This window comes from Pseudomonas sp. LBUM1647, from assembly GCF_059716175.1.
Map to the genome: position 1 here is coordinate 4,426,855 of NZ_CP166809.1, position 17,878 is coordinate 4,444,732.

General features: G+C 62.3%; 12 protein-coding genes. 2 read left to right on the forward strand and 10 right to left on the reverse strand.

Annotated features, from left to right (window positions below):
* The 10 genes from ACA059_RS20195 to ACA059_RS20240 form a co-directional block, all read right to left on the reverse strand.
* Entirely contained in the window at positions 1-804 is an 804-nt protein-coding gene (locus ACA059_RS20195; protein WP_497630712.1) for a hypothetical protein, read from the reverse strand.
* Positions 785-2,491 (reverse strand): GspE/PulE family protein, encoded by a 1,707-nt coding sequence (locus ACA059_RS20200; RefSeq protein WP_497630713.1) that lies wholly within the window; start codon positions 2,489-2,491, stop codon positions 785-787. The genes ACA059_RS20195 and ACA059_RS20200 overlap by 20 nt, the downstream gene beginning before the upstream one ends.
* Positions 2,492-2,575: 84 nt before the next feature.
* The gene (locus tag ACA059_RS20205) at positions 2,576-3,109 is read right to left on the reverse strand and encodes a response regulator (RefSeq protein WP_497630714.1); all 534 of its coding nucleotides are present in this window, start codon (positions 3,107-3,109) and stop codon (positions 2,576-2,578) included.
* 222 nt (positions 3,110-3,331) lie between these two features.
* On the reverse strand, positions 3,332-4,285 hold the full coding sequence (locus tag ACA059_RS20210) for a peptidylprolyl isomerase (protein ID WP_497630715.1): 954 nt from the start codon (positions 4,283-4,285) through the stop codon (positions 3,332-3,334).
* 15 nt (positions 4,286-4,300) lie between these two features.
* Positions 4,301-5,851 carry a cytochrome c/ABC transporter substrate-binding protein gene (locus tag ACA059_RS20215; protein ID WP_497630716.1) on the reverse strand — a complete coding sequence of 517 codons (1,551 nt, stop codon included), beginning with the start codon at positions 5,849-5,851 and terminating at the stop codon, positions 4,301-4,303.
* A 9-nt stretch (positions 5,852-5,860) separates the two neighbouring features.
* Positions 5,861-6,487 (reverse strand): SCO family protein, encoded by a 627-nt coding sequence (locus tag ACA059_RS20220; RefSeq protein WP_497630717.1) that lies wholly within the window; start codon positions 6,485-6,487, stop codon positions 5,861-5,863.
* Positions 6,484-7,140, reverse strand: coding sequence for an SCO family protein (locus ACA059_RS20225; RefSeq protein ID WP_497630718.1), 657 nt, complete (start codon positions 7,138-7,140; stop codon positions 6,484-6,486). The genes ACA059_RS20220 and ACA059_RS20225 overlap by 4 nt, the downstream gene beginning before the upstream one ends.
* Before the next feature lie 13 nt (positions 7,141-7,153).
* Positions 7,154-9,106 carry a YncE family protein gene (locus ACA059_RS20230; protein WP_497630719.1) on the reverse strand — a complete coding sequence of 651 codons (1,953 nt, stop codon included), beginning with the start codon at positions 9,104-9,106 and terminating at the stop codon, positions 7,154-7,156.
* 240 nt (positions 9,107-9,346) lie between these two features.
* Entirely contained in the window at positions 9,347-15,184 is a 5,838-nt protein-coding gene (gene mnxG, locus ACA059_RS20235; RefSeq protein ID WP_497630720.1) for a manganese-oxidizing multicopper oxidase MnxG, read from the reverse strand.
* A gap of 208 nt (positions 15,185-15,392) precedes the next feature.
* Positions 15,393-16,001, reverse strand: coding sequence for a lytic transglycosylase domain-containing protein (locus ACA059_RS20240; protein ID WP_497630721.1), 609 nt, complete (start codon positions 15,999-16,001; stop codon positions 15,393-15,395).
* A gap of 195 nt (positions 16,002-16,196) precedes the next feature.
* Here ACA059_RS20240 and gspG point away from each other — a divergent pair, with 195 nt between their 5' ends.
* Both gspG and ACA059_RS20250 read left to right on the forward strand, forming a co-directional pair.
* Complete coding sequence (gene gspG / locus ACA059_RS20245) at positions 16,197-16,631, forward strand: type II secretion system major pseudopilin GspG (protein ID WP_497630722.1); 435 nt, start codon at positions 16,197-16,199, stop codon at positions 16,629-16,631.
* Between the two features lie 12 nt (positions 16,632-16,643).
* Entirely contained in the window at positions 16,644-17,831 is a 1,188-nt protein-coding gene (locus tag ACA059_RS20250; RefSeq protein WP_497630723.1) for a type II secretion system F family protein, read from the forward strand.
* Positions 17,832-17,878: the final 47 nt, after the last annotated feature.

The following is a 17,878-nucleotide window of genomic DNA, read 5'->3' on the forward strand; positions in this document are numbered from 1 at the left end:
TCAGGCCACCGCCCGGGACATGACGTACAAACCATCGCGTACGGATGTCCGGTGTTCTTCGAGGGTGCGCAGGTGCACGCCGGGTACGTCAGGGTGCGAGTCAATGCGTGCTGGGGCATGCAGATAAACGCTCAGAGGCCGTTCGCTGGTGGACGCCAGTAATTGGCTTTCACGACCGATCAACGCGGTCAGCGCGACGTCGCTGTCGCTGCTGCCGACCGAACGTACCGCCGCCCAGCGCCCTTCCCGGGCCAGCAGCAACACACTGCGCACCGGTTCGGCGACGACGAACAGGAAGTCGCCGGCGTCGAAGCTTTTATCGAAATGATTGAACGCCGCCATCAGGTACGGTTGCACCGAGCGCAGGCGCAGGCCACGACCCGTGACCAGCGTGCGCAGATGCGTCAGCAAGTCCTGCGGCAGCGCGGTGGCGACCCGGTCGTAACCCGCCGGCTCAGCCGACAACACCATGCTCCAGGGTTGCGTCGGTACGCCGTAAAGGTCTTCGAAACACAGTTGGGCAAACCCGAGCAATTCGGCAGGGCTGCTGATCTGTTCGCTCCAGGGCACCAGACAGAAGCGGCTGAAGTGCCCGGAGATCACCACACTCAATTCGGCACCGGGACGGGTGTGTTCGCCCAGCAGACGGTCCAGGGTTTCCAGCGCCACGGCCCAGGCATGGAAGCCTTCGTCGATAAAACCGACGCTGCCCAGCCACAGGGTTTCACTGCCACGGCGCTGGCCCAGACCGACACCACTGGCGCCGAGCACGGCGACAAAACGATCACGAGATAAAAGTGACACGATTGATCTCCTCGAGCGTGGTCCGCCCTTCTGCAACCAGCTCCAGTGCCGACTCGCGCAACAGGCGCAAACCACGGCTGCAAGCCAGGGCCTTGATTTTCGAAATGGGTTGGCGCTCGACGATCATTTGCCGCAGCTCGTCGTCGAGGTGCAGCAGTTCGGCAATCGCCGTACGCCCGCGGTAACCGGTGCCCCGGCAATGGCCGCAGCCCTTGCCGTGGACGAAGTGGTAGTGATCGACCTGTTGCGGATCGAGGCCCGAGAGGCGCAATTCTTCATCGGTCGGGTAAGCCGGCGTGCTGCAACTGGCGCAGACCAGTCGGATCAGCCGTTGGGCCAGCACCGCATTGAGGGCGGAAACGAGGCTGTAAGGGTCGATTTCCATCTGGGTAAACCGCCCGATCACGTCGAACACGTTGTTGGCGTGAATGGTGGTGAACACCAGGTGCCCGGTGAGTGCCGATTGCACGGCGATCTGGGCGGTGTCGGGGTCGCGAATTTCACCGACCATGATCTTGTCCGGGTCATGGCGCAGGATCGAGCGCAAACCACGGGCGAAGGTCAGGCCTTTCTTTTCGTTGACCGGGATTTGCAGCACGCCCGGCAGTTGGTATTCCACTGGGTCTTCAATGGTGATGATCTTTTCAACGCCGTGGTTGATCTCGGTGATCATCGCGTACAGCGTGGTGGTTTTGCCGCTACCGGTGGGGCCGGTCACCAGCACCATGCCGTAAGGTTCGGCCGCCAGCCGACGCAGATGGCGCAGGGTTTCGTCTTCGAAGCCCAGGGCTTGCAACTGCACGCCGCAGACCTTGTCGGCCAGGTCCTGTTTGTCGAGGACCCGCAGCACCGCGTCTTCGCCGAAAATGCTCGGCATGATCGACACCCGAAAGTCGATCTGCCGGCCGCTGATGCCGATCTTGAAGCGACCGTCCTGGGGCACGCGTTTTTCGCCGATGTCCAGTTCGGCCATGACCTTGACCCGGGAGATCACTTGCTCGGCGAATTCGCTGCCCTGGATTTTGCTGATGTTGTTCAGCACGCCATCGATCCGGTACTTGATCACCAGACCGCTGCCGGTGGTGCCCAGATGGATATCGCTGGCGTGCATTTTCAGCGCGTCGTAGAGGGTCGAGTTGACCAGTTTGACGACGACGCTGGCGTCTTCGCTGATGCTGGTCAGGGACAGGCTTTGCAGGGTATCGATTTCGACATTGGCGTCGGCCTGGGCGTTGAGCGATTCCACCGCGTGGAAGCTCTCTTCGTGGCGGGCCAGGTAGGCTTTCAGGTCGTCGGCATGCACCAGGTACAGCGGTGCGCCGTGCAGGCAATCATCAATCCAGGCCAGGCGTGAGGTATCAAAGGGGTCGGCAAACACACCGATGACCGCATCGTCGTGACGTAGCAGGATGAATTCGCGTTTGAGGCATTGGGCCAGGGTGACCCGGTCGAACACCGGGGTGGCTTGAAACAGGGCGTCGGTGTCGAGCACCGGATAATGCAGGGTAGCGCCCAGGCACTGGATGAAGGGCATCGGGGCCAGTTCGCACACCACCCCGAGGGCTTCCAGTACCCGCTCGCCAGAACTGGCGGCCAGTGAACGTGCCTGGGCCAGTTGCTCACTGGAAAATCGAGACGGTACACAGTCCAACAGCGCCGGTTCGACGACAAGGGATAGACGGTCCATGGCATGCTCTCCAACGCCGGGGGCTTTGAGCCCTGTCGACGCGGCAGGCCATTGCGGCGGATGCCGGAACGTCTTGTCGCGCCACTACTCCCCGGTGAGCAATTGTTCGTCGTCTGGTGCCATGGAGGTCGATAGACTCTGTCGACGTTCTGCCAGCACCCAACTGCCGTCGTACAACTGCAGCGGGAAACTCTCGGTCCTGCTCTGGCGTCGTTCGACAAAACCTTGCGAATGGCTCATGCCTGCTTTGGGTTCGCGCTCCATCCCCAGAAGGTCGCAGACTGCTCGGGCCAATTCCGCCAATGGAAACGGTTTGAACAGGATATGGCTGACTCCCAGTTGCCGGGCCCGCTCACAGACTTCAGCGGTTGGGTGCCCGGTAATCAGCACAAAATGACACTTCCTGTTCTGGCGGACAGCATCGAGCACCTCAAAGCCTTCCATGTCGGGCAAGCGGTAATCGAACACCATCACATCGGGTGCAAACTGTTCGGCTTCACCGATACCCGTCACACCGTCACGTGCAATCCGGACGTCGAGCTCTTGCGCCTGAAGGTAATCCTTGAGGTTTTCGGCAAGGAGCTGTTCGTCTTCGACAACCAGTACTTTGTTTAACAAGGTCGACTCCTTGAAACCGCAGGTCCGATGTTCCAGCCCTGGGAGTACGCGCCTTCACTGAGGCTAACGCACACTTCATGCCAGGCTGAGCGCCGGTTTTTTTACCGTTGCACGTCTTTGATTTTCATGAAAAAACCATTTCGTCCAGAAACTCCATCCCCCAAAGGCGGGGAAGCACTCGGATGTACCTTGAAGCTATTCCCCACTGTTGGGGGGGAACCTTCAATCATCGTCAACCCGTTCGATTCGATTGCTTGATCGCAGTTGCGCGAGAACCTGTAGACGAGCCTGAGCTTGTTGCTGTCGGGCAAGGTAAGCCCTGACCATTTCAAGCCCTTGCACCTCTGAGACATCGGTCGCCTCCAAGTGGTTCTGCAGGTAGATCAAATGCCAGCCCAGCGGTGTACGCACCGGTGTACTGACAGCCCCCGGTGCCAGAGCGAAGGCTGCTGTTTCGAATTCAGGCATCATCCGCCCACGAGGAAAATAGCCCAGATCTCCGCCTTCGCTAGCGGAAGCGTCTTCGGAACCGGCCCGGGCCACGCTGGCAAAATCCTCACCCTGACTGATTTTCACTCGCAGCTCCTCTAAGCGTAGCTTGGCTGCTTCAACTGTGGCGGCATCCGCGCCTTGAGGCACTTTGATCAGGATGTGCCGTGCCTGGATTTGTTCCGGCCGGTTCATCTCGGCGCGATGCTCCTCATAGAACGCACGGACCTGCTTTTCGTCAGGCCCGGTAACCTGGGTGAGGTTGGCAAACACTTGCTGGGCCGCGAGCTCTCGGCGGGTGTACTCGGTATACGCGGCCTCGTCGAAACCGGCGTCTTCCAGGCGCCGGGCGAACACTTCAGCCCCGCCCATGGCCTGCCGGGCCTGATCGATCTGGCTTTGCACCACCGCGTCACTGACCACCACCCCGCGCTTGACGGCCTCCTGCCACAGCAATTCTTTGTCAATCAAGGCTGTCAGTGCCGCCTGACGCAATTGTTTGTAGGCCTTGGGGTTGCGGATGCTGCCCAGCGCCCGGCCCTGGTCCTCCAGGTATTCGGCGAAATAGCGCTCCAGGCGGTACTCGGAAATTTCCTCGCCATTGACCCGCGCGGCGGCCGGGCCATTGCTGCAGAACGCCACGGGAACCCACAGCGTGAGCAGGAGCAACAAAGACTTGAGCGGCATGATCGAGACCTCCAGTCAGGGTGTAGCGGCAATGGGTTTATAGGGAGCGACCAGATAAAAGCGCTGGCCGGGCAAGTCCACGGTGACGATATGCGCGCCACGCAAGCCCAGGCGGCGACCCGGACCGAAGCTGATCAGCGGGGTCAGCCCGGTATCGAAGTCATGCAGGCCTTCCAGCGCACTGATGAGTTTCTCGCGGCTGGCGTCGCGCCCGGCCTGTTTCATGCCTTCGCTGAGCAGCAACATCGAACTGAAGGCGCCGACTTGCAGCACCGCATGCTGGCCGCCGAGCCCCTGGCGTTCGCGCAGTTGGGTCAGGGCCAGGCGTCCGGCCAGCGTCCAGTCACTGGGCACGAACGGATAAGCCAGAAACACCCGCCGGGAAAAATCACTGGGCACCTGCAACAGATCACCCGCCACCTGGTTCGACGCAGCGAACAGATAAGGCACCTGCCCCGCCGCCTGCAAGCGCTCGGCGAGGCGACTGAAACCGCCGCCGCTGCCCAGGTAAAACACCGAACGCGAGCCCAGTGGCAGTTCGTCTTGCGCCGAGTCGTAGACTTTCAGACTGACCTTTTCCCAGGCGTGATCTTGCAAGTACTGGCCGAGGCTCTGCGCCGCAAACCGTTGACTGGGCTCGTCCGGGTAGGTGATCAACGTCGGTCCCTGAAGCACCCGCAAATTGTCGGTGGCGTAATCGGCCAGGGCGATCAGTTGCTCGCGCAAACCCGGCAGCGGTTCGAAAATCTGCCGACTGGCCTGCGCCGTGCCCAGCAATGACAGCGGTCCGATCAGCGGAATGCCGGCCCGTTCCAGGCGTGCGGCCAGGTCCGAGTCCAGTGCCGGTGCCAGCGGCGCGATCAGGGCGAACACCTGTTCCTGCTCGATCAATTGATCCAGTGCCTGCTCGGCACTGGCGCGGTCCGGGCCCGGATCGACAATGGTCAGGCGTAACTGCCGGCCATGAATCCCGCCCGCTTCGTTGATTCGCGCCACGCTGCCCTGGAGCACCGCTGCCACCGTGGCCCCCTCCTCGCTCAATGGCCCCTGGCTTGGCAACAAGGTGCCCAGGTGCAGACTGTCGGGGGTCAGGCCGGGGTCGCGGTCATCGGCCACGCGTTTGAGGTAGGCCGTGAGGTTGCGCTGATCATTCATCGACAGGACGAAGCGCGGCATCGCCGGGTCGAGCCGATTGTTGCCCGGATCACGCCCTTCCTGGATGGCACGCGCCAACGTGCCTTCGGTATACGCCGGATAATTACGGCCATTGATTTGCTGCTGGCCGTAGGTGCTGGTGAGCCGCGACCAGCTGAGATCCGGCGGTCGCACCCCGCCTTCGGGCCGCCCGAGGCCATCGGCGCCGTGGCAGTTGGCGCACGGCAGGCTGGTGGCCGGCAACAGCATGCCCGCCGCCCCGACCCGCGCCATGATCGGCTCGCCACTGCCGGAGACACCCTCGCGATACAGCCGTTTACCGGCGCTTTCGCTGGGGCTCAGCGGCAACGCTTCGGCGGCGAAATGGAGGCCGCCGAGCAGTAGCAGGCTGAGGATGAGTGAGGTTTTCATGGCGCAGGCTCAACGGCCGGCCACGGGCATTGTCAGCAATTGCAACCGCTGGGCAATGGCGGCGGCCGGGGCATCGGGACGGATTTTGCTCCAGCGTTTGTTGGCCACGTCACCCACGATCAGTTGGGTTGAATGCTGCTCGGGGGTCGGCACGATCTGGCCGATGCGGCCCAGTACAAGGTCCATCTGTGCCTTGTCGCCGGTAAGAAAAAGCCAGTGGGGGCCATCGACGCCCTGCTTCAAGGTGTAAGCCTTGAGTACCGCCGGGGTGTCCCGCAGCGGATCACTGGTAAGGGAGATAAAAGTGATGCCGTCAGCCTTGTCGCCCAGCAACTCACGCACTTCCTTGAGCTTGCGGGTGATCAGCGGGCAGGCATCGTTGCAGCTGGTGAAAATCACGTTCAACAGCACCACGCGGTTCTGCAGCGCGTCGCTGTAGAAACGCAGGGTCTCGCCGTTCTGGTCCTGCAACGGCGTGTCGGTGAACCAGGTTTTCGCATCGCGCGTACCGCTGGCTGGCGGTGCGGCAACGGCGGCCACTGCGGGGGCCGGCTCTTCGTGCCCTTCGTGGGCGGACGCCAGCGAACTGAACAGGCAAAAGCAAACCGTCAGGGTGATCCAGTCGAGGGCTCTCATGGCTGCTGCTCCATAGCGATGGCGGTGTGCTTGGCGTGGGCGTTGCGCTGACCGCTGAGTTTCTCCACTTCACGGGCCAGCACCGTCGGGTCGGTGAAGCCGTAATAGCGGGTCCAGTGGCGGCTGTTGCCGTCACCCACCAGAATCAGTGGCTGATGGCTTTTGAAGTCCCCGCTGAAGGTGCCCAGTCCCTTGAGGGTTTCGTTGATCGACTGCGAGCTGCCGGTCAGCCAGCTCCAGCCCGGGCCTTTCTGGAAGTTCCGGGCGTAGTCGTTGAGGCGTTTGGCGTCATCGCGCTGCGGGTCGATGCTGATCGACACCAGTTGCACCTCGCCGCCGACCCTGGCACCCAGCTGTTTTTGCACCTTGCCCATGATTGACGACACCACCGGGCAAACCGTGGTGCAACTGGTGTAGATGAAGCTCATGACCACAATCTTGTTGGTCACCAGGTCTTTTTCCAGGCGCACCGGTTTGCCGTTCTGGTCCACCAGCGCCACGTCGGCGAACTTGACCTGAGCGCTCTCCGAACGGGCGCTTTTGGCCGGCATTTCGTGACCGGCGTGTTCATCCGCCGAGTGGGCCAGGGCCTGGCCGATACCGGCGGCCAACAGGCAGAACGTCAGCAGTCCACGGTGTGCGAATCGGTTCATGTCGAAACTCCTTTTAGTGGGCATCGCCGGGCAGGACCCGAACGCTGGCAAAAGTCTTGTCGTCGAAACTCGCGCCCAGCGACGCTGCGCGTACGTGCAGGTACCAGGCGCCGTTCTGGTCGAGGGTCACCGGGGCTTCATAAACGCCGTCGCCCACTTCCAGCGCGGCGACTTGCTGGACCCGGGACGTCGGGGCCAGGAAGTAGCGCACCTGAACGTCCTTGACCCCGCTGCGCTGTGCCTTCTGCTTGCCCTGAACGATGCGAAAACGCACCACGTAAGGACTGCCGAGGGCGGCCGTGGATTTGTCGAGCATGAATTCCACCTTCGGCACACCCGGGTGCTGAGCGAGGGTTTTATCCGGCTCAACCAAGGCCGTGAAGCAATGGATGATGTTCGGCTGGTTCAGCAGAAAGGCCACGTCGAAGCGTCCGGCGGCGGGCAGTTTGATCCGGGCGCTGTACAGCCCCGGCTCGACTTCGCGCAGGCTGCGGTCGATGACCATCGCCGCCCGCGCCACTTGTCCGCGATTGGGGTAGCCGGACATTGGCGCGTTCATGCCTTCGGCGTAGAAATAGGTGGTGTTGTCCACCGGGTTGACCACAAACACCGCGTTGTCATCCCGCGACACCGCCAGGCTCGATGCCAGCGGCAGGTCACCAGCCAGCCGTGGCGCCTGAGGCCCGGCTTCGAAGCCCTGGCTGATCGGCGTGCGGCCTTCACCCAAGGACGCCAGATTGATCATCGTGACCTTGGCCGAGGCCAGTCCGCGAATGTAGGCGTAGGCCTTGGTGAACACCACTTGATAGGGTTCGGCGGACACGTCCAGTTCATGGATCAACGAATCGGTGGCCGCGTCGATCACCGAGGCCTGGTTCTCCAGGGTGTTGAGCACGATGCCGAAACGACCGTCAGCGCTAAAACCCATCGGGCCCAGGCCCTGTTTCATCTTGATCACCCGTCGTACTGTGAGGCTGGCAGTGTCGACCACGGTCACCGTGCCGTCCTTGCCATCGGCGACATACACCGCCTGGGACAGTGGCGAGTACGCCACGGACAACGGGTGCGAACCGGTCTTCAGTTGTTTGCTGATGGTCAGGCTGGCGATGTCGATAATGCTCAGCGTCCCGTCATCGCGGTTAGTAACGAAGGCAAAACGACTGTCCTTGCTGAAGGCGATTTCGTGATGCCCGGCACCGGTGGCCAGGTGTTTGAGCGTCTTGAGGCTGCGCGTGTCGATCACCGTCACCCCGGACTCTTCGGACGGCTTCGCGTTGTTGCCGACCCACAGCAGACGCTCATCCGGTTGTAATGCCAGGCGTACCGGGTTGCTGCCGGCGGCGACCGAGTCGATCAACTTGAATTGCTCGCTGTCGATCACCGCAATTTCATCGGCGGTCGGCATTGAGACGAACACCCGCTTGTTGTCACGGGGCGTCACCCAATCCATCGGCGGTTGCTTGATATCAATCCGCGCCATCGTGCTGGTGATTCCTCCCACCGACACCGACGGATCGACCACCGAGACGCTGGCATCGCGATTCATCACCAGCAGGTAGTAGCTGTTCATATCGAGCAACGGCCGCGCGCCGATGCTCGATTTCAGAAACACCCCGACCCGGGATTTACAGCTGCGTTCGCGGCCCTGGGCCTGGTCGGCGGCGACGGCTTCCGGATCGAGCCAGGCACCGGGGGAGACACCCGACAAGGGTTGACCCGAAGCGCTGTCAGTGACCCGAAAGCGCACGTCGGCGAACTCGCCCTCGCGCAGCACGCCGTCCTGCGCCAGCGGCCGCACCTCGAGCGCCACCGACACCCCGTCGCGCTCAAGCGTCTGGCCGCTCCAGGTGTCCGGCAGCGCGACCTCGCTCAGCGTGGCCGGAGGCGTCGTGCGCCACACACCCAGCCAGATCAGCGCCAACCCCACAACCAGCGCACAACCGGCAATTTTGATGGTCCTGTTCATATCGTTTCTCCCCTTCAGATCCCTGCTGTCGCACCGCCCCCCTGTAGGAGCGAGCCTCTGTGGCGAGGGGATTTATCCCCGTTCGGCTGCGAAGCAGTCGCAAACCCGGTGGATGCGTTCTATCTGACGCACCGCGATTACAGAATTTGGGGCCGCTACGCGACCCAACGGGGATAAATCCCCTCACCACAAAGGTTCACTCCCACAGGGGTGGTGCCATCCACCACCCCATCCCGACTCCTACGGGGCCGGAGCCGGTTCAGGTTCGTTGGTCACCCGCAGCAATCCCCAAAGCCCGGCGGTGTTGCCGTAGGCGCCGTAGTCGCGGAACAGGTAGTCGCCCGGTATCGCGTTGCTGCCCCCGGCACTCGGGTGCATGAAGCTGAAGTGCGCCGCCGGCAGAATGCTTTCGTGGGCGCCGATGTACATCGACATCGGGTTGTAGCCGAACCGCACCGAGCCCACCCCTGGCGTACTCATCGGATAGCCACCGGTATCGCTCTTCTCCGACTGGAACGGGTTGACCGACCAGACGTGACCATCCAGTTGGAAGGTCGTGCCGCGACTGCCACCGGTGGGCAACATGATGTGCGTGCGGAACGGTTGCCCCGGTTTCACATAGAGCACCGGCGTCTGCGGATCGCCTCCCACCAGCGCATTGCTGTAAGCCATGTGCGCGTTGGGCACGTCGCCATAACCATGGCCATCGGCGTGACCGAACGGCGCGTCCGGCGCCAGCCCGAAGCGGTACCACAGTGGCTCGGCCCGGTAGTTGATGGCCATGCTCGAGTTGTCCTGTGGATCGGTCGGCACGCCCAGGCCTTCCGCGGCAATGCCCTCCACCGGCCGGCCGTTGGCCCAGCGAATGTTCAGGGCTTTCTGCCAGACCATCGCAAAGTCGCGGTAGGTGGTCTGCCCAGGTGCGGTGACGGTCGCTGTCACTTTGCGGGTATCGTCGACCCAGGTTGCGCCGACCGGCAGGATGCTCATCGCACCGCCAAGGCCTTTTTGTCCCTGCTTGATGACGTCCGCCGGGGTGAAGTTCAACCCGCCAAACTCCACCGCCGTGGCGTTGATGTTGTCGACACTGCGGCCCAGTTGCGTAATCGGCTTGCCTTCACGCTCCAGGTGCCCGGCGTAGTACTGATAGGTACGCGTCGGGTACGCGCCGACAGTGCCGACACGCGGCGGCACGGTCTGGATCGGGTTGGCGCCGACGTTGGTGCCGTCGGATTTGGTGATGTCATACGCCAGCAGTTGCGCGTGCAGGCCAACATGGCTGGACGGCCGCATCAGGTTGTTGCTGAAGGTGGTCGCGCCCAGGCCATTGTTGCGATCACGTTTGACCATGCCTTGCATCACCGCCGTCTGAGTCAGGTCCGGCATGACGATGGGCAGACGGTTTTCCAGCGTGATGTTGATGCAATCACCGGCCGCCGCACGCAGCACCAGCGGTTCGACTGGCACACCGGGTTTGAGCTTGCCGGTGATCGGATCGAGATCGCCCTTGCGCACATAAAGGATCGCCGTCGGGTCATGCAGCGGCCCGCTTTGCCCGCCGATGGTGAAGGTCTCACCGTCTTCAGGATCGGTCACGGTGACCTGTGGAATGCTCACGGTCCGCGAGTTGAACACCAGGGTGCCGCCCGCCGGATTCAATGGCCCGCCGACATGCTGACCCATCCCTGCCGGATCACCGATGGACAGGTTCAACGGATTGCGCAGGATGTCGTTGGCCAGCGCCGCGACCACTTCATAGTTGCGTTGTGGTGTCGGCCGGGTGCCGATGCCATTGGGGTTGGCGCCGATCCGTGGGCAGATGCCATCGAACGCCACGGTGTTGCGCATACCGGCCGGTTTCGCGTTGTTCGGCAGCGCGAACAGGTCGCTGCGTTGGGCCGTGTAGTTGCGCATCACGCCCCAGATCCCGCTCCAGTAACCTTCAATCGACGCGTCCATCGAGTACAGGTAATCCCCGGTGGTCGCCGCCGAACTGGAGATCATCGAGACCGGCGCATTGAAGCCCATCTGCTCGGAGATCCCGATCATTTGCGACGAGCGCCAGCCGGAGTTGGAGCTGTTGCCGAAACCGGAACCGCTTTGCAACCACTTCACGCCGTGCAGGGTCACGTTGTGCTCTTCTTCGTGACCACCGGCATGCACCCGCAGCCGCACGTTGTCACCGGTGTAGGTGCGCAGCATTGGCGTGAACGGGTCGCCCGGTTCGGCGCCGCCACGGTTGATGTGTGGCGGGAACAGCGTGGTGCCGCCGGTTGGGCCGGTGGCTGCAGTCACCAGGTTCGGCGCCAGGTTCATCGCCGGGATGGCGCGATCGGTACGACTTTGCATGGCGTACGCCAGGTCGCCGCCGAGGCCGTCGGCCTGCATGCCACGCTTACCGTCCGGGCCGACCTTGTTCGGGTCGTACACCCGCAGGGCCAGCGGTTCGTTGCGGTAATTGACCACGAACATGCCAGGGTCATCGACCGAGATGGCTTGTGGGCATGGCCGGCTTGGGCAACCAGGCACTTGCCCGCCTTGCACTTCGACTACCCCCTCCAGCAGGGTGCTGGCGTTATTGCGCACCGGCGGGTTGATCGCGTAGCGGAAGCTGTCAGCGGTGGCCGGGAAGGCTTGCGGATTAGGCACACCATTCGGGCCGGCGCCGACGTACACACCGGCTTCATAGGCGTGTTGGAAGTCGCTGTATTCGAGGAAGAACTCACGGAAGCTGTCGTTCTTGCCGTCGCCGTCCAGGTCGCCGGTGGACACCACCGCTTGCCACGAGGTTGGCCCGCCGTCCTGCCGCGCACCGCTGTACAACGGCTCGCCGGTTTCGGCGTGGAACCAGGTCGAACCGGCCGGTTCTGCCAACACGGTGGCGTACAGACCAATCTGCTGGTGAGTCGATGGGCCCAAGTGGTCGTGGGTGAAAATGGTCCCCAGGCCACGGTCGATGCCTTTGGCGTTCACCACCGGATCGACAAACCAGCGCTGCATTGCCGTGCGCGCCCCGACCCAGTCAGCCCGGCCGTATTGGCCGAAGAATGGGTGAGCCTTGGCGTTCGGGCAGGCCGGCGTGCCGTCACGAGGATCGGTGCCTTGGCACTGATTAAACTCGCGAATGGCGTGGATGCGTTCTTGCACTGCACCGGGGGAAAGCACGCCGTCTTCATAGTTCCAGCCGTTGGCCGAACCGTCGGCAGACACCAGGTCCCATTTCGGCAGGTGAATGTGCTGGCCGATTACATCAGTCGGCGTGCGCACCTGATAGTCGTCCATTTCATAGGTGGCCGGCACCAGGTTGGTTTGCTGGTACTGCACGCAGTCAAAGGTGTTCATGCGCATCACCAAAGGCTCTGGCGGACGCTGCTTGTTGATCACCGGCCAGGCGTCTTCCCACAGCGCGAGAATGCGCGCTTGCGGGAAGTGGTAACCGACCTTGTTGTAGACCGCATCGAACTGAATGTTCGCGGCTTTATAGACCCGTGGACGGTCGGCGGTGAAGGTCGAGGAACCGGTGTAGGACATGCCGTCGATCCGTTCGCCACTGGTAAATTCGCCGGTGCCGGCGCTGCTGGTCAGACGTTTTTGCCGATCATCCATGCACGGTTCGTAATACGGTGCACCCGCGATCGGCAAGGCGCCGTTGGTGCGGAAGTTGCGCGCGACGATTTGATTACCGGGTAGCACGGCGAAGCTCGGGTGGTCTTTTTTGGCGTGGAACGCCATGGCCGCCTGTTCGACTTCGGTGCCCTCTTCCGGCATGTAAATCGGCTTGGCGCGTGTCACTTCCTTGGAGAAATCCAGGGACGTGGTAATGGTGCGCGCCTGGCCACCGGAGGAGAAACCGTCCAGAGAATGGCGTCCCAGGCCGCCGTCCCAGCCACCGGACTGAGCCGGGTCGAGATTGGCCCATAAGGCGTTGCCGCTGGTTTTCAAGGCCTGCGCCTTGGCAGCGTCGAGCATGTCCAGCGGTGGGGTCGGTGGGCGTTGGCCGACCGAGCTTTCCATGCCGCCGATCCAGAACGGATAGCCAGGGTTTTTCAGGCTACCGTCGGCATTGCGGTTGGCTTCACTGCGATCCACCAGGGCCAGGGAACCGATGGCCTGAGCGCCGCCGTTACCGCTGAGTTGTTCGTCGTCATCCTCCTCTTCATCGTCATCGTCGTCATCGCCACCGGCCACCAGGTTTTCGCCGATTTTCGGCACGACCGCGACTTTGCCCGGCATCGGTGCCATGGCTTTGCCGGGCAGCGGCACGACGGCTGGAATCGGTGTACCGGCAACGATCTCGCCATCGGGCAAGGCCCGGGCGCCTGCCGCCGGTTTACCGCTGCGCAATGCATAAGGTTCGCTGTGATACCCGTCGGCACCCTGTTGGGACACCTCGAGTTTGGTGCCCTCTTCGAATACGTCATGCACCCGCCACATGCTCCACATGCCTTGGGCAAAGTGCGGATAGAAGTGGCAGTGATAGATCGCATCGCCGGCTACGCGGTTGCGGTTGCCCGAACCACCGTTGGCGATTTCGTAGGTGTAACCGGCGCCTGGACCGATGCCTTGGGCGTCCACATAGTCGGAGTTGTCGTCGTTCGGGTTGAACAACCATTGATGGCCGTGCAAGTGGAAGATGTGCTGCTCGTGGCCGTTGTGCGTGTTGCGGAATTTGATGAAGTCACCGATGTAGCTGTGGTTGACGTTGGAGGGCTCGGACGGGTACAGCGCCATGGTCGCCTTGACTCCGATCTGATCGGCGCGGGGGACTTGACCGGGAAGAATGCCTTCCAGACCGGCGTTGGCCGGTACATCCACCAACATCGCCACGTCGCCGACGGTGTGCGAGCTGAGGAAGAATTCTTCATAAGCGCAGGACAGGCAGTCGTGCATCGGCCCGACGCCCAAACGGTTGGCGACCACTTCGGCGCCCATGCCGCCGGAGCCATAGTTGATCATGAACGAGTCGCGGGTCGGCTCCAGCACGTGGGCCATCACCGGGTCTGCAAAGTAGGCAGGGAACGCCTGGGTCGCGGCGGTTTCATCCTGGAACTGCGAGGCGAAATCGCGGAACGGTTCCAGACGATTCGGGATCGCCGGGTTGCGTTTGCCAATGGCTTCCAACGGATAGGTCGACGGCGGGAAGCTGCCGTCGGCGTTGCTGCCCATCACAATCGCGTCGCTTTCGCTGGAAATGATTTCATTGCCGTCGACCATGTTAATGATCGGCCGGCCGGCCTTGCCTTCACGGATCCACGGTTCACGCTGCGGGTAGCGCGCCTGGTAATCGACAATCGGTTGACCGGCCGGGGTGCGGCCGACGCTGGCCAGGCGCATTTCTTCTTCGGTCACGGTGTTGCGATAGGTGCGGCCGCCCTTGGGCACCACCACCACTTGGCCGAACAGTCCGTTGGCTACGTTGCCCGCATCCCCTTCACCACCGAAAGTCGCGCCGCGGCTGCTGGCGGCAAACGCCCCTTCGCGCTCGGCGTACAGGGTGTAGGAGCGGGTGGCACCGGGGGGAATCAAGGTATTGGCGTTGCGCCCGGTATAGGACGCAATATCGTCGATGCTGTTGACCGCTTGCATGCCGTTGACCTGGAAGCCGACGTGGCGGTCGGTGACCTGTTCATCGACCTTGAATTCGTCTTCGTTGCCGATGGCGACTTCGCCCTCAATCTCACCCTCTTCCTCCTCCCCGTTTTCGTGGCTGCCGGGGTTGGCCTGGTAGGCGAGCAAGTTCTGCAGGTTGATGGTCAGGCAATCACCGGCAGCGACACGCAGCACCAGCGGACGCGGACGCTTGTCGGGCCGCAGCGAGACTTTGCCCGGCACCGCCGCCCCGCCCTGGGCCAGGGACATCTCGTGGTCATCGACCACATCGCGGCGCAGGGCGAACATCATGCCGTTGACGTTTTGCGCGCCGAGGCGGTTGAACATCAGCGGCTGATCCAAGGCCACGACGTTGGCCACCAGATTGCGCTCGCAGCGCACGGCCGCTTCGGCCAGCTCGATGCCCAGCATCGATGCCACCAACAGCAGCAGATTCAACAAGGACGGGGCGTAGGGTATGCCGGTCATGATCACGGGCCTCGCTGTGGGGTGCTCACAGGGAATACTTCTCGACTAATCCCCTTGAGCAAACCGCATGCCATAAATAATTTAGTTGTTTTTCAATTACTTACAAAAAATACTTAATAACTCGGGGGATATTCCCCCACTTATTCCCCACTTTTCGGCCGGGGCCACCATGCCCCACTATTGGGGGAACGTGCCCCACGGTTGCCGATCACAGCGGTGCATCCGCGGCCAGGCCCTGCAAGCGTCGGTATTGGCGCAAGACACTGGGCACGTAACGCTGGGTTTCGGCGAACGGCGGGATCACCCCGCCACGGCTGAGCACCGCTTGCGGCCCGGCGTTGTAGGCCGCCACGGCGAGGCTGATGTCGTTATCGAACAGGGTCATCAGGCGCTTGAGGTATTTGGCGCCACCCTGAATGTTGGCTTTCGGGTCGTAGACATTCTTCACCCCCAACTCCCGGGCGGTGTCTGGCATCAATTGCATCAACCCTCCCGCGCCCTTGGGTGACCGGGCACCGGAGTCGTAGGCGGACTCGGCCTGGATCACCGCATGCAACAGCGCCGCCGGTAACTGATTGGCCGTGGCAGCCGCCGAAACCAGCTCGGCATAGGGCTGCCGGGCAATCATCTGGGGTTGTTGATCCATGCTGACCCGGGCGGATTCTGACTCGTGAATCACCCGTTCATAGGTGCGGCCGGGACGGTGGACATTGGACAGAACGTAGCTGCCCTTGGTGTCCACGGAAACGAACACATCGGCCTGTACGACGCCGGTCAACACGAGCAGACCGAGCAGTCCTGTGGTGAGTGTTTTCATTTTTTTGCCTCCCCTGCCCGGCCCCGAAAAATGGGGCTAATGCCCCAATGGCCGGTAGTAAACAAGCCATACGCAAGCACTGTGCCGAATGCGCGAAGGCCCGTAATTCAGGGGCTGCAGAAGATTGTCCGGGCATGTGCATGGCAATTGCATAAGCCTTCACGGCGACCCTTCTGCCGACTGTGTGAGGTCATCATGAATCAGCGTTTGCGTTCCACCCCGCGTGCTCAAAGCGGGTTCACCCTGCTCGAACTGTTGGTGGTGTTGGTGGTGCTGGGGCTGTTGGCCGGCATCGTCGCGCCGAAGTATTTCGCCCAACTGGGCCGCTCCGAAGTGAAGGTGGCCAAGGCGCAAATAGAAGGCCTGGGCAAAGCACTGGACCTGTACCGTCTGGAGGTCGGTCATTACCCATCGACCGAACAGGGTTTGCAGGCGCTGGTCAACGCGCCCAGCGATGAAACCAAATGGACCGGCCCTTACTTGCAGAAAAAACTCCCGCAGGATCCGTGGGGCCGTAACTACACCTATCGCTACCCCGGCGAAAACGGCGAATACGACTTGTTGTCCATGGGCAAGGACGGACAACCCGGCGGCGAAGGCGAAAACGCCGAAGTCACCAGTTGGCAATGACGGGAGGCGATCATGCGTTTTCATCTCAAAGCCGTTGGCAAGGGCGGCGTCGTCTCGATGACCGTCGAGGCGCTCGGCCACAGCGAAGCCCGGCGCATCGTCGAAGACCAGGGCTACCGGGTGATCAGCCTGTACGCCGAGCGTCACTGGCGTGCGTTGCGCGTCAGGCAGCGCGAAACCTTCAACCTGGTGCTGTTCAGCCAGGAACTGACCACGTTGCTTAATGCGGGCCTGCCGTTGATCGATGCGCTGGAAAGCCTGGCGGAAAAAGAGAACGCGCCCCAGGCCCGCAAGACCTTGAGCGAACTGGTACGCCTGCTTTATGAAGGCAAATCGTTCTCCCAGGCACTGGGCCAGTTGTCGGCGGTTTTCCCTCCGCTCTACGTTGCACTGGTGCAGTCCAGCGAAAAGACCGGCGCCGTGGGCGATGCCCTGGGCCGCTATGTCAGCTATCGCCAGCGCATGGACGAGGTTCGGCAAAAAATCGTCAGCGCTTCGATCTACCCCATGCTGTTGCTGGTGGTGGGTGGTGGCGTGGTGTTGTTTCTGATGGGCTACGTGGTGCCGCGCTTCAGCCTGGTGTTCGAAGGGCTGGGCTCGAACCTGCCGTGGTTGTCGCAGATCCTGATGAGCAGCGGGATGTTCCTCCACGCCCATCAGGGTGAATTCTTCGGCACACTGGCGGCAAGCATCGTCGCCCTCACCTTCCTTCAGCGCCAACCGGCCTTTCGTCGGGGCCTGGACCGCGTGATTGAAAAACTCCCGGCGGTCCATCAACGCATCTTCATGTACGAACTGACTCGCTTCTACCGCTCGCTAGGGATTCTGCTGCAAGGCGGCATTCCCCTCGTCACCGCCATGGGCATGGTTCGCGGCCTGCTCACCGTCGCCTCCCGCGCGCGCCTTGACCAGGCCTGCGAACGGGTGCGCGAGGGTCAGTCGCTGTCGACCGCCCTGGAACTCAATCATCTGGTGACCCCGGTGTCCCTGCGCTTGCTGCGCGCTGGCGAACAGTCCGGCAACCTGGGGCAAATGATGGAGCGCAGCGCCGACTTCTACGACGAAGAAATCAGCCGCTGGATCGAATGGTTCGTGCGGCTTTTCGAACCCTTGCTCATGACCTTCATCGGCCTGCTGATCGGGGTGATCGTGATCCTGATGTACATCCCGATTTTCGAGCTGGCCTCGAGTATTCACTGAGCCCTGGAACAGGGTCGAGATGGACGTTTCAGAACTCATTGACGTGA